This is a genomic window from Lacticaseibacillus rhamnosus (assembly GCF_900636965.1).
GTDB lineage: Bacteria > Bacillota > Bacilli > Lactobacillales > Lactobacillaceae > Lacticaseibacillus > Lacticaseibacillus rhamnosus.
Map to the genome: position 1 here is coordinate 2,238,390 of NZ_LR134331.1, position 17,307 is coordinate 2,255,696.

General features: G+C 47.8%; 12 protein-coding genes. 1 reads left to right on the forward strand and 11 read right to left on the reverse strand.

The features are described 5' to 3' along the window. Positions 1 to 16: 16 nt before the first annotated feature. From EL173_RS11225 to EL173_RS11280, 11 genes are all read right to left on the reverse strand, one after another. On the reverse strand, positions 17 to 1,852 hold the full coding sequence (locus EL173_RS11225) for a beta-glucoside-specific PTS transporter subunit IIABC (RefSeq protein WP_005692546.1): 1,836 nt from the start codon (positions 1,850 to 1,852) through the stop codon (positions 17 to 19). 323 nt (positions 1,853 to 2,175) lie between these two features. After that, positions 2,176 to 3,048, reverse strand: a complete 873-nt coding sequence (locus EL173_RS11235) for a PRD domain-containing protein (protein WP_005692544.1) — start codon at positions 3,046 to 3,048, stop codon at positions 2,176 to 2,178. Positions 3,049 to 3,180: 132 nt separating this feature from the next. Then, complete coding sequence (locus tag EL173_RS11240) at positions 3,181 to 4,803, reverse strand: ABC transporter ATP-binding protein (protein ID WP_005692543.1); 1,623 nt, start codon at positions 4,801 to 4,803, stop codon at positions 3,181 to 3,183. Further along, complete coding sequence (locus EL173_RS11245; RefSeq protein ID WP_005692542.1) at positions 4,796 to 6,490, reverse strand: ABC transporter ATP-binding protein/permease; 1,695 nt, start codon at positions 6,488 to 6,490, stop codon at positions 4,796 to 4,798. Before EL173_RS11245 ends, EL173_RS11240 begins: the two co-directional genes overlap by 8 nt. 211 nt (positions 6,491 to 6,701) lie before the next feature. Beyond that, the gene (locus EL173_RS11250) at positions 6,702 to 7,127 is read right to left on the reverse strand and encodes a NusG domain II-containing protein (RefSeq protein WP_005692541.1); all 426 of its coding nucleotides are present in this window, start codon (positions 7,125 to 7,127) and stop codon (positions 6,702 to 6,704) included. A 186-nt stretch (positions 7,128 to 7,313) separates the two neighbouring features. After that, positions 7,314 to 8,414, reverse strand: a complete 1,101-nt coding sequence (locus EL173_RS11255) for a hypothetical protein (protein WP_005692540.1) — start codon at positions 8,412 to 8,414, stop codon at positions 7,314 to 7,316. A gap of 261 nt (positions 8,415 to 8,675) precedes the next feature. Then, complete coding sequence (gene cydC / locus EL173_RS11260) at positions 8,676 to 10,403, reverse strand: thiol reductant ABC exporter subunit CydC (protein ID WP_005692539.1); 1,728 nt, start codon at positions 10,401 to 10,403, stop codon at positions 8,676 to 8,678. Beyond that, positions 10,384 to 12,126, reverse strand: coding sequence for a thiol reductant ABC exporter subunit CydD (cydD, locus tag EL173_RS11265; RefSeq protein ID WP_005692537.1), 1,743 nt, complete (start codon positions 12,124 to 12,126; stop codon positions 10,384 to 10,386). Before cydD ends, cydC begins: the two co-directional genes overlap by 20 nt. Next, positions 12,123 to 13,136: a cytochrome d ubiquinol oxidase subunit II gene (cydB, locus tag EL173_RS11270; RefSeq protein ID WP_005692535.1), complete on the reverse strand. Its 1,014-nt coding sequence runs from the start codon at positions 13,134 to 13,136 to the stop codon at positions 12,123 to 12,125. Before cydB ends, cydD begins: the two co-directional genes overlap by 4 nt. Next, complete coding sequence (locus EL173_RS11275) at positions 13,133 to 14,557, reverse strand: cytochrome ubiquinol oxidase subunit I (protein WP_005684670.1); 1,425 nt, start codon at positions 14,555 to 14,557, stop codon at positions 13,133 to 13,135. The genes cydB and EL173_RS11275 overlap by 4 nt, the downstream gene beginning before the upstream one ends. Positions 14,558 to 14,788: 231 nt before the next feature. Then, positions 14,789 to 16,093 (reverse strand): pyrimidine-nucleoside phosphorylase, encoded by a 1,305-nt coding sequence (locus tag EL173_RS11280; RefSeq protein ID WP_005692533.1) that lies wholly within the window; start codon positions 16,091 to 16,093, stop codon positions 14,789 to 14,791. Between the two features lie 98 nt (positions 16,094 to 16,191). On the opposite strand from EL173_RS11280, the gene add reads away from it, so the two are divergent. Next, complete coding sequence (add, locus tag EL173_RS11285; protein ID WP_014571522.1) at positions 16,192 to 17,211, forward strand: adenosine deaminase; 1,020 nt, start codon at positions 16,192 to 16,194, stop codon at positions 17,209 to 17,211. Positions 17,212 to 17,307 lie beyond the last annotated feature (96 nt).

Consider the following 17,307-nt stretch of genomic DNA (forward strand, 5'->3'; position numbering starts at 1 on the left):
TCAAATACCACCTTTTCTATGCCAGTGTCATTAATGCATCGTCGTCGGTCGCACCATCTGATCGGGTCTCAACTTGATACTGATCAGAATTCGTCACAATCATCATCACAGTCGGCGCATATCCGGCCGCTTGAATCGCTTGGTAGTCAAATTCAACCAGTGGCGTCCCAACGGTAACTTTTTGGCCTTGTTCAATTAAAGCTTTGAAGTGCTTGCCTTTTAAGTTCACCGTGTCAATCCCAATATGGATCAGAATCTCGGCCCCTTTGTCAGATGTGATGCCGATTGCGTGCCCTGTTGGATAAACTAGGCTCACGGTACCGGCAACCGGGGACTTGACGACATTTTCTTCTGGTTCAATCGCAATCCCTTGACCCATGGTACCCGAAGCAAACACTTCATCAGGAACGTCACTGAGGGTGACCAATGTTCCTTTTACCGGCGCGGCCAAAGTTTCGGCGTGATCAGCAACCACCTCAGCCGCAGCTTGATTTTTAGCCGGTGCATTAATGCCGCCAAATGCGAGCGTCAAGCCAACGCCCAGCACAAAGGCAACTACATCGCCAATCACCGAAACGCCAAACCCTTTGCCTAAATAAGTCGGTAATGACAAAATGCTTGCCAGTGAGGCCACATTAGCGCCAGCACCGGACATGGCGACGATAATGCCGCCAACTGCACCAGCAACACAGGCACAGTAGAATGGCTTTTTCAGTTTTAACGTGATCCCATAAATCGTCGGCTCCGTGATCCCGAAAAGTGCGGTGATCGTACTGGAGCCCGCCAGACTTTTCATCTTGGCATCCCGCGCCTTGAGGAACACGGCAAACGCTGCTCCCGCTTGTGCCAACACAGCAGGTAGAAGAATCGGCATCATCGGATCGGTGCCATACAGCGCAATGTTGTTCATCATCACCGGAACCAAAGCCCAATGAACGCCGAAAATCACAAACACCTGCCAGAATCCGCCAAGAATCATCCCTGCCAAGACCGGCACACTCTTATTCAGTGACACAATCGCAGTTGCCAAGCCATTACTGAGAATCGAACTAACCGGACCGACCACCAGCATGGTTAACGGAACAATCACGACTAACAGACACAGCGGCGCCAAAATGTTCCGCACAGATTCATGCCAGATCCTGTTGAAAAATGGCTCCAAAAACTTCTGCACCACGACCACCAGCAAAATTGGCAGCACGGTTGCCGTATAGTTGGCAGCCACCACCGGAATGCCGAAAAAGTCGATACTCGGCTTGCCAACCAACGCCACGATGTTGGGATAAACCATCGCCGCCGCAATCGCCATCGCAACAAATTGATTGACTTTCAACTGTTTGGCAGCCGTAAATGCCAAGGCTAACGGCAGAAAATAGAAAATGCCATCCGCCGCGGCCCACCAAATCTGATAGGCCCCGCTTTTCGTCGTCAGCCAACCAAGCACCACCGCTAGCGATAACAGGCCCTTCAGGATCCCAGCACCGGCCATTGCACCCAAGAATGGGGTAAAAACGCCGGAAATAAAGGTTAGCAAGCCGTTGAAAGCGCGCTTAAAGGTCATTTTTTCATGGGTCACGGTTGCTGGTCCTTCTGTGCCATCACTCAACGATGGTTCCAGTTTTACAACTTCCTGATAAACATCACTGACATTGTTGCCAATGACCACCTGAAACTGTCCACTAGCCTCCACGACGGTGATAACGCCGTCTAAGGCTTCAACTTTTTCTTTGGGTACCTTGTCTTGATCCTTTAACGTAAAACGCAAACGGGTGGCACAATGCCAGACCTGATTGATATTTTGCTTACCGCCAACCAGTTTCAACAACTGTTTGGCTAATGCTGTTTCGCCCATTTCAAACTGCCTCCTTTAGTTTACGCTCAGCACCTGCAGTTGCACCCGCTGCTGACGCCGGCTTTAACGCGCTCCCCGGCGCAGAAGTCTGCGTGTAAGGACCTCAGTCGCAATGGCCAAAGACCGACCATCACGTCTGAGGCCGCTTACACTCCGGCCCCTAACCGCGCTGGCTCGCGCTCACATAAAAAAAAGCCAGAAAGACATGACTTGTGGTGCACACAAGTCGTATCTTTCTGGTTTTGCCTAATTCAATAGTTACAAGCCCAATTAAAATGTATTCGCTTTCAACATCATCATCTTATCTGATGGATTAGCGTTCGTCAACTACTTTTTAAACTTTGCCCCTGACTCTTGGCTAAACGGGCGATGTGGAGGGTTAGATAAATTTGTTCGTTTTTTGAAATCGGTCCGGGTAATTTTTGCTGCATAAACTTAACCACATCTTCCATGCACCGGTATGCCTGCGTATAGTCTTGTTGCAGATGTGCCAGCAAGGCCTGATCATATGGTTCGGGTGATACCGGTGTTTTCGCCGTTGAAGTTGCATAAACGCGTTGAAGAAAGAACTTTAGATGAATGACCAAGCGTTGATACTCTGGCGTCTTAGCGTTCATGTTCAGTCCGAGTTGATAGAAAATAATTTTGGTAATGTTAGCCAGCATTTGCGTGAACGCCACCGAGTTAACGGGATGTTGCTGGCTCAAATCGTTGCTGACAAATTTCAACGCAATAAAACCCGCCTCATCTTCAGGAAGCTGTTCCCCGATCTGATTAGCAATTTCCGTCAACGCCCATTCACCCATGCGAAAAGCCGGCTCATAGGCAATCTGGATCTCCCACAGTAATTTGTTATGCAGAATAAGCTGTTCATGCAAGCGCGTCACGGCAAAATGTATATGATCGGCTAACTCGATTAACAAATAACTGTTGAATTTTGTGTGTAACTGAACTTCAGCTTCCTGAATAATCCGCGCGGCAATCGTTAAATATTCATCGGGCAAGCTGGCAATCGTCGCCATCGCAATCTTTAGTTTGGCGTGATCTTCAGGCACATAAATTTTCATCGAATCCTGCAGCGTTAACTGGTCACCTTTTTTAGCATGAAACCCAATACCGCGTTCGACGACAATGATATCGCGCTTATCACGCCGCACGACAACGGCATTGTTATTAAGAATCGCATCAATGATCATAGCTAGCCCTCCCCCAAGGCGGTCAGATCACGGTTCAATCCGCATCCAGATTCAGGCTAACAATTTTTCGAGAAAATGACAACGTAAACGACTTGGCTTCAATTTTCACCGCACTTTTTTTCAGAAGGCTAACTATTCAGTTACTAAGACCACCTGATGCTCGGAAAACCGATAAACCCGATCCGCAAACGCTGCTGATTCAGGCCGGTGCGAGATTAGAATCACAATGCCATGATAGTAAGTTTTAATCGTCTCTAAAATCAACCGTTCATTTTCGGTGTCCAAGTTGCTTGTCGGCTCATCGAGAACCAACACACTGCTTGGGTGCAACAACGCCCGCGCCAACTCGAGTCGTTGCTGCTCGCCGCTTGAAAATGGCACGTGACTAGCCGCAACCACGGTATCCAAGCCGTGACTCATTTGCTCCAGTCGCGCCCGGAGCTTAACCTGATCGAGAACTGTCCAAATCTGCTGATCCGTGATGGCTGGGTCATGCAGTGTGAGATTATCCCGCACCGACTCGGAAAAGAATACCGGCGTCTGCGGCAGATAATTCATTTGATTGCGTAATGCAGTCGGCTTGATGGTCGCCAAATCGTTACCGTCAATCAAAATCTGCCCGTGACTAACCGGATACCAACCCATGATCAGCTTGGCCAAGGTACTTTTACCTGATCCGCTCGCGCCAACAAAACCAACGATTTCACCGGCATTCAAAGTCACCGTGACGTCTTTTAATACCGCTTCCGGCCGAGTTGGATAACTAAAGCTGACCTGATCCACTTGAATTCGATTAATGGCAGTCACAACGCGGTTTGCGTTTGGCGATGCAGCATTTAGCGGTTGTTCCTGTAATAAGTTAAATAAATTCCGCGCAGCCGCAAGACCATTTAGCAACGAGCCCGGCAGATTGTTTAACGCCAGCAGCGGCCCAAAAGTAAGTGGAAAGATTGCTAGCAAGGCTTGCTGAATGGCAGTAGGTTGCTGCCAGCCACTGAGCCAAATCATCAGTAGCCAACCACCAACAATGACGACCGTTGCCGCCACATTTTTCAACAATTGGCTAAACTGCGCCTGCTGAAAAGCCGCTGCTTCCTGATCAAAACCTTCATTGCCTTTTGTCATGCGTTGCTTGGCGATCCCTAATTGCCGCACTACCGCCATGCCGCGCACTGATTCCAGTAAATATTGCTGATTGGCAGCTTTCAAACGATCGGCTGCCTGGGTTTTGGCTGTCAGTTGCCGATGACGCGCATATGGCACCACCATCCCGACAGCAACATAACTAATCAGTGCGATGATTGCAGCCAGCCAATTTAGCTGACTATAAATGCCAACTACCAAGAGCCCGTATACCAACCCGATCGCAACCGGAACCAAGGTATGCGCGTAAAAAATTTCCATGGCTTCAATATCACTGCCAATTAGCTTAAGCAACTTACCACTAGCTTGCGTATCTAGTTTAGCCGGTGCCAGTTTGACCAATTGGCGATAAACCGCTCCACGTAAGTCTGCCAACACGTGAAACGCAACATAATGTCCGGAATACTGCTCGCCAAAGCTGCCTAAGCCTAATAAAATAATGGCGATCAATCCAGGTAACAGCAATTGTCCAGCGTTTTGCGGATCAAAAAGCATCATAGCAGCTAAAACCAACACCACGACTTTAGCTAATTCAGCCACCATACCAATTAGAAAACTAATAAAAATAGCGCCGGTCAGATGATGCGTATAGCGTAACAGGCCTCTAATCATTGGAATTCACCTCGTTTTCCATCATCTCCGGGTTGTCTACCAGTTGCCGATATGCAGGCTGTTTTTGATACAGCCTCTGATGATTGGCAACCGTCAGCTGATGGTCATGAATGAACCAGACTTCATCAGCCTGCGTCATTGCCTTGAGATCATGGGAAATGAACAAAACAATCTTATGGCGACTCAACTTCTTAACCGCCTGAAGGATAATCGCCGCATTGGCTTCATCAATACTCGATGTTATTTCGTCTAATAAGTAAACCGTCTTGTCCGCCAGCAACATCCGGGCAAACGCCAACTGTTGTCGCTGCCCAGGTGAAAGCAGCCGTCCGTTTTCGCCTACTTGGGTCGCGTAACCTTTTTCCAGCGATGGCACAAACTGCATCAATCCCAACGATGCGAGTCTGGCTTGCCATTGATCACCGAAGCGATTGCCTAACAATAAGTTCTCCTGAATCGTGCCGGAAAAAAGATATTCGTTGGCAGTGACATAGCCGAACACGGCCGCTTGTTGCACATTGCTTAGAGCCGAAACCGCAGTCTGGTCAGCCATAATGGCGCCGGATAAAGGTTTCAATCGTCCCAAAATCGCTTGGATTAACGTACTTTTGCCGGTTCCATTTTCGCCAGCCAAACCGTAAAGCTTACCCGGAACCAGGGTGGCATTAATCCCCGTTACCAGCGGCGCATCTGCGGCATATCCAATGCTAACCTGATCCAAAGTAATTTGGCTAAGCGGGCGATTATCCGTGATTTTGACGGTGTCCGGCGCCGCTTTAGCCTTGGCGATCGTGGCCAAAATGGCTGCCAATGATGGGCCATTTGATTTCACCACATGGACAAAATAACCGAGTTGCCGAGCATTTACCATCATCATCGCCAATGTAAACCAAGTGGCAAACGCGCCTGCCACCGGTAATTGACCGGCCACCAGCTGAACTGCCGTGATGAAGCCGCCAGCAAAAACCGTCAAATAAACAAAGCCGTTAATCACAAACAAGGTCTGCAATTGCGTTTTCAAAAGATTCATTGTTGCCTGCCGAAAAAACTCGCTATCATCGGCAAACTTCTGGGCATAACGATCTGCGGCATCATACATCACTAAGGTGGTCATCCCGCGTAAATCATCCATGAACCGGCCGCCCATTTTCAAAAACCCACTGAGATGAGCCTTGTTCTGCGCCGACATCCGCTTGCCTAAAAACATCATGGCCAGCCCAATTAAAAACACACAGCCAAATGGTAAAAGTGCCAACCACGAGCGGTACCAAAACGAAAGCCCAATTAAAACCAAAAACGTCATGCCCGCCTGCAAAATGGTTGGAAATAGCGTGCTGTAAAACATATCTAAATTATTGAGACCACCCAAGTCGCGCTGAATCACCGCATGATCCGCAGCAGTGGTTGCAACGGCATCATTGCGTCGGTAAAGCGCAGTAAAATAGCGATCCCGCAGCTCCCGTTTCGCACTCATGGCCCATGCGTGGCGGTGGTGCCGTTCATAACCCACCACGTAACCCAACCACACCGCCATTAACACCAGTGTTGTCACGAGCGCCGTAACCTGATGCCCAGTACCCAAATTAAGCGCAATCAAGATCGGTAGTAAGGTTGGCAACCAATCAAAAAGCGCTTCAATCACCCCAGCCCAACGCTGATCACGTCCGTATTTCAGTAATCCAAACAAAGGCTTGCCTCTTTTCTCACTTTGAATATGCAGCGTTTCAACCTACCGCTGGCCCTCAGCACAATGACAGATTGTTGTTACAGTTTACCACGGGAAGTCATCAGTACTGCAGCAATTTTTAGTGCAAGCCGTCAAAACTGATCTGTCAGTAGTCTATCCATTTTCAAAAAAGCCGATTCAGCGCACACTGATCGGCCGCCACCAGTTTGTATTATGGATGAACCAGTCCGCCTGCATCGCCATTGGAACCATGATTTCCCTGAGCCGGCTTAATCTCTATGAGCAACTTATGCGGCAAGCAAATACTCTGCTGGCCAATGCGACTAATCCAGCCAGTATGCACCGCAATCTGGTCAGGCGAATTATCTTCTTTGTCCCGAATACGTTCACCATCAACTTCAATGATATTGTACTGACCTTTTGCCGGATAAAGCGTGAACTGCTGATGGCGGGTGTGCGCTCCCAGCTTAATTCGCCGTTTGACCTGACCATTAACTGAAATTACCGCCACCTTTTGACTCGTATTCACATTGGCTTCGGTCAGCGAAAAAATCCCCGCCGGAATAAAACAGGCGATAAATAGCAAGACAACAATGACATAATCCAGCGGTCGTACATAGCGTTTAAGCCAGCGCATTCTTTTCACCTCGGTTTAAAGCCTTCAACATTTATCTTACACGTTATCAAGTCCTAAGTACGACCCACTGCCTGTCAGCGCCGCCCATCAGGATTAGCCAAGTTATTCAGGCCAACTAAAAAGCCACGAACTTCCATTCGCAGCTTTCTTCGTTATTCTCACGGCACAATCATTTTCAGAACACGACTATTTTGCAGCCTTTGCCGCCTTGATAATTGCCGCTAAGTAACCTGCCGTGTCGGTGAAAGTAGCGCCAGACACAACGTCACTGGCTTTCTTCTTACCTTTTAAGTCACTAACTGCTGTTTCAAGTTCGGCAACGGTCTTCCCTTTAGCAAATTCATCAATAGCCGTTGAATTTTCCTGCCAGGTCTTTGTCGCTTTGCCTTTTGACTTCATAATGGCCGAATAAGCATCAGAGTTTGCCCGCTTCGAAGCCAAAACCGTGCCGGCCTTAATGCCCTTACCAAAATCGGTATTCGAATTAGGAACCGCACCGAAGTCCTTGGCTGGCATATATTGGAACTCATCCAAGAAAACGTTAGCAATTTTATCGCCTTGCATGGCAACTGTCACGATGCCAAACGACTGAGTCCCATGCGGCGCCGCCAGAACCTGACCTTCCGTGAGATTCGGATCAGTCGTTTGAATTCCTTCCGCAACCATTCCGGTCGTTGCCGCATCGTAAATCGCTTGCAGATAACCGGCTGTGTCAGCAAAAGTCGCACCGGAAACAACATCGCTAACCTTCTTAGTACCCTTCACTTCAGCCACAGCCGCTTTTAGATCACTAATCTTCTTACCCTTAACAAAATTCGTAATCGCCGTTTCGTTTTCTTCCCACGTGTGAGTTGCCTTTGCTTCCTTTTTCATCAACGCTGAGTATGGTTTGCTATTTTCCGCCTTAGCAATCAAAATCTGACCGGACGGATAATTTTTTCCAAAGTCTTTATTGGAATTTGGCACCCCAGTCCAATCCGAACTCTTTTTGACATACTGGAACTCATTGATTCTAGCGGACACGATGGTATCACCATTCAGCGTGACATTCACCGCCGCAAAAGACTGCTTACCATGCGGTGCCGCATACAATTGCCGCATCACCAAAGTACCAGCAGCTGGAACTTTGGCATTCGCATCCGCACCCGTTTTAATCTTGACTTTGGCGTTGCTGGTTTGGCTAGTGGTACTGCTGCTCTTACTTGAACTGGACCCAGACCCACCGCCACACGCTACTAACCCAATACTAAGTAAAAGCGTTGCCCCGATGATCGCAACTTTTTCCATGTTGTACCTCCTTGTATGAAATCGCTTACATTTATATGATGAATTTTAGCACAAGGCGGCTGTGTTAGTACACACATTTCGAAGCAAAAGTCTTTTAGGCTACTGTACTTATACACCGTGTGCTATTTTTAAAATTAAACATGCGGAGAGGTTCTGCATCGTCTTCAACAAGCCAATAAAAAACAACTTAGCCACTATCCTAAAAATAGTGTCTAAGCTGCTTTTCAAATGCACAAACCGTGGCATGCCACAACTCCAGCACTACCTCAACCCTGCATCCAACGCATAAAGATTTTGATACCGTTTATTCTGTTCAGCCAAATGTTGTGGCGAGTCATTCATCGTCAATCGACCATCTTCCAGGAAAATGACACGATCAGTTTGGCTAACTCCCTGCAGATGATGGGTTACCCATAGAATCGTTTTACCTTTTAAAACCGTGAACATAGTATTCAACAAGGCTTGTTCTGTGATCGGATCTAATCCGACAGTCGGCTCGTCTAGCAAAACAATCGGGGCATCCTGCAATAATATCCGTGCTAGTGACAGACGCTGCCGCTCCCCACCGGAAAAGCCAAAGCCTGCTTCTTCAACACTGCTGTTCATACCGTTGGGCAACTGAGCAACCAGTTGATCCAATTTGACCGCTTTTAACGCCGCCGCAACGGTTTCATCGCTGGCATCTTCATTTCCCAAACGCACGTTATTCACAATCGATGTATTGAAAAGAAAGGGGCTTTGATCAAGGACCGCAAACAAATTCGTGCGGTGATTCTGGTAGTCGAGTACATCTTGTCCGTCAATGAGTACGTGGCCATTTGTCGGGGTTAAATCACCTAGCACCAATTGCAAGAGCGTGGTTTTCCCCATCCCGCTGGGGCCAAGAATGGCAATTTTTTCTCCTGCCTGGATCGTCAAATCAATGTTTGTGATCAATTCAGGATCAGACGGTGTATACCGAAAGCTGACATCATTTAATTCGATTTTATTAAAGGTAGTCGGTACTGGCTGTTGTTGTGGCAACTCGCGCGTAACCGGGTGTAAATCATTGAGGTGACGGATGGCATCCCGATAAGTCGGCCATTCACCAACCCCTTGGGCGATTCCGGAAAACGCCTGGTCTAGCGGGAAGACAACCAAGACAAACGCGCCAACCCAATTAGCCATTGACTGATTGCCGGTCCATTCCAAATTGGTCCAAATCAACATACTAACGGCGATTAAAGCAAACAAAAGCTGGCCGATAAAATCACGCCCCCACTGAAATCGCTTGGACTTAGCGGTAGAGACAGCAAGTTTTTTGGGTGCTGCCAGACTTTGCTTCATGAAATCTTGATCGCGGTGGGTAATCACCCAATCAGACAAGCCCAGCACCGAATCGGTTAACGACACATAGGCATCATGATTCAACTGTTTCTGCTCCGCTTTACGAAAACGTTCAACGACCAAACCCCACCATGGAAGAATCAAAATCTGGAAGAGCAACAGCAGCAATATCCACAAGGCAAAGCCCCAGTTAAACCAGCCCAATAATAGCGTTGCAATGACCGTTAGACCGGCTCCGACAACTGTGGGAAAAATCATTCGCAGATAGAGGTTTTGGATATGTCCGATATCGTCCGCCAATAAGCCGAGAATATCGCCCGTCTGATGATGTTCGGAGACAAATGCCGCATCGGTTTCCAGGACTTTATATAATTTTCGCCGCATGTGACTGGTGATCCGCAACACCCAATTATGACTGGTCAGGCGTTCAGCATATTGAAAGACTGGCCGGCCAACCCCGAATGCCCGGGTCAGCACCACTGTGACGTAAATCGCAGCAAACAGTGGCTTGGTCGCACTTTTATCAATTAGAAATCCGGAGGTGAACATCAGCGCACCGGCAAAGACAAAGGTCATAATGCCCAGAATCAATGACCAAAACAACAGCCACCGATAGCGCTTGAGATCAGGCCGGACCCAATGTTCATTTTTCAACCAATGCATTGAATTCACCTCGCATTTCATGGACCAACGCCTGATACGGCTTAGAGTGGGCGGCTAATTCAGTCGGGGTTCCTTCCGCAACAATCTTGCCCCCGTCAACCACGATAACCCGGTCCATTTGGTTCAACCAGTGCAACCGGTGCGTGGCAAAGATAACCAGTCGATTAGCAAAAAGTGGAACTAAGGTTTCTTTTAACGCCGCTTCGGTTTCAATATCCAGATGTGCGGTCGGTTCATCGAAAAGCCAAATAGAACGATTTGTGTCGATTAAAGTCCGGGCAAGGGCAATTCGCTGCGCCTGACCACCGGAAATGCCGCGGCCGCCTTCACCGATTCGCGTTGCATAACCATCTGGCAACGAATTGATCCAAGTCGTCAAACCAGCCGATTCTGCGGCATCCCGCACTGCCTGATCAGAAGCATCCGGCCGATAAAACCGAATATTAGCCGCAATCGTATCCGCAAACAGATAAGGATCTTGCGGAATATAACTCAGGTGATCCTGCCAGGCCGTTTGCGTCATATGGGGAATTTTGGTCCCGCGCAACGTGATATCGGCAGCTTGCGGCTGTAAAAATCCGCCAATTAAATTCAGTAACGTTGATTTTCCTGATCCACTCGCGCCAATAATGGCAACTTTTTCCGGTCCAGTAAAGGTTAAATTAGCATCCTGAATGCCCGCTCGCTTGTCAGCATAAGTAAAATCAAGATGCTGCATGCTGAGTGTATCTTGCGGCTGCCATCCCTTAAACGCTGGTAGCACATGCGTATCCGTTGGCAGCGGCTGGTCAATCACCTTCCAGATCGCCGTCATGGCATTCTTACCGTTCAAAGTGGCATGGTAATCCGTTCCGAAATCACGAATCGGCATAAAATATTCAGGTGCCAAAATCAATGCTACCATCGCGGGGTACAACGGAATCGTGCCATCCATTAGCTTAATGCCCAGAAAAACCGCCACGACTGCGATTGATAAAGTGGTAAAAAAATCTAACGCAAAGGTGGAAAGCATGGCGATTCGCAAAACGCCCATCGTCTGCTTGCGATAATCTTCAGAGACTTCATAGACGTTGTTGGCATACTCGCGACTGATACCCATCAGTTGCAGTGTTTTTAACCCCCGCAGTGAATCAATAAAATGATTGCTCATCTTTTGAAATCCGGCGTACTGACTTTCCGACTTATCACGCGCCGCCAAGCCAAGGATGACCATGAACAAGATAATGATTGGAAACATAATCAGCAACGTGAATCCGGTCAACCAGTTTTCATACCAAATATAAGCCACCAAAATCCACGGAATAATGCTCATATTCAAGATCTTATTTAAAATAAGTTCGATATAATTTTCAGCTTCGGGAATGCCGTCAAGTGCCATCGTGACTAAATTACCAGTACCTTCTTTAGCAACCGCTGCCGGACCAAGCGCAAAAAGATGTCGCAACAACTGCGCTTGCAGCCAGGCAGCACTTTTCATCGCAAACTTGGCGGCGATACGGTTTCGTACCCACACGATCAACTGGCGGACCGTAAAAGCCGCGGCAAAAAAGCCAAGCGGCAGCCATAAACCAGCTAAACTTTGACGATTCCAAGAATGAACAATCCCTTCAGCGAGATATTTTCCTTGGAGTAAAATAACAAAAGCTTGCACGAGTGCAAACCCGGCAAGCATTGTCATTGTTTTTCGCATTCCCGAAAGGCGCAACAGCGTCTTATCGATCATTCGCTAACCGCCCCTTTGGCTTGAATGCGTTTGTGGAAGACAACATAGCTCCAAATGAAGTAGGCCAAGGCAATTGGCAAAAGAATAACTGCCACAATGGTCATAATGGTCAGCGTCAATGGGCTGGCACTGGCATCCTTAGCGAGAATCGACATGGCCGCATTTTGACCAATCATCACCCGCGGGAATAAACCGTTGAAGATGACGCCGACAACGCCGACCAAACCAAGGGCGCTGCCAATGAATGACAAGACTTCATTATCTTTTAAAACCCCGATATGGGCTGCGACCGTTGAACCAACGATGATAACCAGAATCAGCAACGTGCTAATCGGGCGTTCCTTGAAGAAATCGGTCATGAAGAATAGTAAGACAGCGAAAACAACTTCGCCGGCATAAAGCAGATAATACAACTTGCTATTCCAGTCACGTGCTCGCTTCCGCAAGTCGCCTGTGGTCTTCAAGCGAATGAAGTTCAGCCCATGCATCAACATCATCAGGGTCACTGCAACGCCGCCGACAATCGTCAATAGATTAATCTGATTGCCCAACGTCGGAAACACATCCCCATTTTTGGTAATCGGCAGCGGTTGAATAATCGCGGTGAAAATCATGCCCAAAATAAACGGCGGAATCAAACTGCCACACGCCAACGCCCAACGCCAAATGTTGCGCCCGGTTTTGGTCTCAGCATGTGCGGCAAATTCAAAGGAAACCCCGCGAACAATCAGACCAAACAAAACAAGGAAGAACATGATATAAAAGCCGGAGAACAGGCTTGCATACCACATCGGATAGGAAGCAAACATCGCACCGCCAGCCGTGATGAGCCACACTTCATTACCATCCCAGTGTGGGCCAATGGTTGCTACCAACTGATCTTCTTCATCGCTATTGTGGGCCAGGAGCTTAGTTGACATCCCGACTCCAAAGTCAAACCCTTCAAGGACGAAGAACCCACTGAACAGGACGAACAATAAAAAGAACCATAAAATCTGTAACCAGCTCATTTTGCGAACGCCTCCTTAGCAAACGGATCGCTGTTGACCCCATAATCGGTGTTCAAATCGCCATCTGGTCCATTCTTCAAAACGCGATGTGAATAGTAAATCATCACGCCACCTAATAAGGTAAAGATCAAGAAGTAGCAGATGTTGGTGAACAGCAATTGACCGGCCGTCGTGGTTGGCGAAACCGCATCGGCAATCGTGTACAATCCGTAAACAACCCACGGATAACGACCTAATTCGGTAATGAACCAGCCAGCGGTATTAATGATAAACGGCAGCCACAGAGCAAAGCCGAGAATATACAATAACCACCGCTGATCTAGCAACGTATCCTTCTTCTTACGACTGAACCACAGGCCTAAGACACCCAGCAAGAAGAGCAAAACGCCGCCACCAGCCATGACCCGAAAGCTCCAAAACAGGGTCTTAACCGGTACATAATAATTCTTATCTTTGCCATACTTGGCTTCAAGCTCTTTATTAGCAGTCTCCATGCCTTTAACTGAACCGTTCATCTTATGATAGGACAATAAGCTCAGTAAATATGGCACTTCAATGTTGCCGCTAGTTGTGTGATCTTTGGTGTTGATTAACTCAACCAACGTCCAAGGTGCCGGATCACTGGTGTCTTTGTAAATCCCTTCAGTTGCCGCAAACTTCATCGGTTGATCCTTAATGATGAACTGAGTCTGCAAGTCACCAAAGCCAATCGCACAGGCAGAAGCAATGGTCCCGACAACCAAGCCGACTTTAAGCGACTTCTTGTAAAAATCAACATGATCTTTTTTAAGCAACCGCCAAGCTGCCATGCCCGCAACCGCAAAACCGGCTGTGGTAAAGGCACCAAAGATGACGTGTGGAAATTCAACCCACAGTTGCGGATTGGTGATCACCGCACCAAAGTCAACCAATTTGACCCGACCAGTTGTTTGACTGATCGCAAAACCGGTGGGATGTTGCATGAAAGCATTTGCGGAAAGAATCCAAATTGCTGATAACGTGGTGCCCAACCAAGTCATCCAAATAAAGATAGCATGTACAGCTGGCTTGAAGCGGTCCCAGGTAAACATCCACAACCCGATGAAAGTCGATTCCATGAAGAATGCCAACAAGGCTTCAATCGCCAGTGGCACTCCGAAAATGTCCCCCATGAATCGTGAATAATTCGACCAATTCATGCCAAATTGAAATTCCTGAATAATACCGGTAACGACCCCGACAGCAAAGCTCAGCAAGAAAATCTTGCCCCAGAACTTGGCCATTTTTTTATATGTCTCATCCTTTTTGCGTACATACATCGTTTCCATGATGGCAGCCACAAGACCCATACCAATTGAAAACGGTACGAAAAAGAAATGGAAAACGGTCGTCATCGCAAACTGAAAACGAGCTAGCGATAATACGTCCATTGCCATTAGCATATGTTTCTCCTCCTTTAATAGATTGATTACAATCTAAGTATACCCCGATATTTATTTTTTAAAAACCAAAAACCCAAAAAACCAGATGGAAATCATGCTTCTTAGGATATTTCATTTCACAAGATTGTTATGATATTCTCCGACGTCAATAATCGCAACCGCTTTCCGGAAAGTCGATTTCCTATCTTTTCACAGTAGAGAAAACAATCGCATCTATTTGTGAAAAAACGTTTACGGTCGAATCACTTCATGAATTAACGGCAACTTTTTTGGAGCGGTTGTGCCGATATGGTAAGCTTGGCGCACCAACTCTACAATCGCATCCACATGTTGATCGTTAGCGTGCAGCATGACCAGCGTATCGCCTTTAGTCACCGGCGTTCCCAGTTTTTTGTGTAGAACTAAGCCGACTGCCAAGTCCAACGTGTCTCCTTTTTGAGCGCGGCCGCCGCCCAGTTGCATTGCCGCCACGCCTAGGGCATTCGTATCAATCGCAGTGACAATACCGCTTTGCTCGGCTTTAACCGGAATTCGATATGCTGCTTGCGGTAACTTCCGCGGATCATCAACCACCGCCGGATCACCGCCTTGAGCTTGAATGAGCTGTTTAAACGCGTTCAAAGCTCGGCCATCACGCAAGGCATCTTCTGCTAACCCGGTGGCAATTTCCAGACTTGGTGCTTTTTTGCCTAAGACCAACATCTGTGCGGCTAATGCAACCGTTAAGTCGTGGACATCCCGTGGCCCGCGATTTTTTAAAATAGCGATTGATTCGGCGATTTCCAAGCTGTTACCGATTGTAATGCCCAGCGGTTGATTCATATCAGTTAGCAAAGCAACACTTTTGACGCCGGCAGCCTGACTGATGCTAACCAAGGCTTTAGCTAAAGCACGCGCATCTTCTGAAGTCTTCATAAACGCACCATTGCCAACTTTGACATCGAAAACCAAGGCATCGGTCCCACTCGCCAGTTTCTTACTCATAATCGAGCCCGCAATTAATGGTATCGATTCCACTGTCCCGGTCACATCACGCAATGCATAGATTCGCCGATCCGCTGGGGCAACATCGCGACTGGCACTCACAATGGCTTGATGGAGTGTTTGCACTTGGTGTTTGAATTGGGCTTCAGTTTCGTTAACATTAAAGCCCGGAATACTTTCTAGCTTATCCAGTGTTCCGCCGGTATGGCCAAGGCCACGGCCTGAAATCATGGGTACGGGAACACCCAGAGAAGCTACTAAAGGTGCCAGCGGAATACTGATTTTATCACCCACGCCCCCAGTACTGTGCTTGTCAACCTTGATGCCGGGAATATCGCTTAAATCAAGGACGTCACCGGAATGCAGCATTGCAAACGCAAAGTGATCGCGTTCAGCCGCACTCATGCCGTTAAAATAGACTGCCATCAAAAACGCACTCATTTGGTAATCCGGGATCTTTTCCGCGGTATACTGCTGAATCATCCAGGTTAATTCATCATCGGTCAATTCCCCGTGATCGCGTTTCTTTGTAATCAAGTCGACCATGCGCATTTTTTATCACCCTTCACTCGGTTGTTATGACTATTGTAACGCCCTACTTGCTACCTATGTTAAACTCAAATCAATCTATTCATTCAAAGGAGAACATCATGGATTTTGCTACCTTACATACGCTGGGTAAAACGGAACTGCATTGCCATCTGGACGGGTCTCTGTCCTTAAATTGCATTCGTCAACTAGCCCAAAAAATCAATCAACCGTTGCCTGCCGATGATAACGCCTTACGCAAGCTGGTCCAGGCTCCGGAAAATTCTGAAAATCTGGCTGATTACCTAAAAACATTCGACTTTATCGCACCCCTTTTGCAAACCAAGGAGGCGCTGCAGATGGCGGCCTTTGATGTTGTCGCCCAAGCTGCCCGCGAAAATGTCCGCTATATCGAAATCCGATTTGCCCCGGTACTTTCGACTGCTGGCGATTTAACATTGAGTCAAGCCACCGAGGCGGTTATCACGGGCTTACATCAGGCTATGGCCCAATTCGATATTATTGCCAAGGTCTTAGTTTGCGGCATGCGCCAATTGCCAAACGCAGACAATGCAGCCATGTTTACCGCCAATGCTCCTTTAGTCGGTGATACCTTGGTTGGCGGCGATTTTGCCGGTAACGAAGCTGACTATCCGACTAAAGTTTGTGCACCTGCCATTGAAACTGCGCAACGACTTGGCGTCCCGTTAACTTTCCACGCTGGTGAATGCCACTGCCCGCAAAATATTGCCGAGGCGATCCGCTTGGGTATTCCGCGAATCGGCCACGCCACCGCTTGTTTTGACCGACCTGAACTGATTCAGACAATCGTGAAAACCCATACAACGATCGAACTCTGCCTCACCAGCAACTTGCAAACCAAAGCCGCACGGTCACTGGCAGAATTTCCTTATCAAGCCCTCAAAAAAGCCGGGGCCGCCATCACGATTAATACGGATAATCGTACTGTCTCCAACACCACCCTGACCCACGAGTATGAACGGTATCAAGCATATTTTGATACCACCGCCGCTGACTTTCTAACTTTTAACCTCAATGCCGTCAATGCAGCTTTCATCCCCGAAACCACCAAGCAAACATTACGTATGCGCTTAAAACAAGATTACGCACCTTACCTGTAAACTCACACGCTTAAGTCCACACTCCATCAGCATTATTGCGTTTCGAGCTGCAAGTGTTATCGAGGCTTCATTTTTCTTAACGTCCTTAACCTTTGC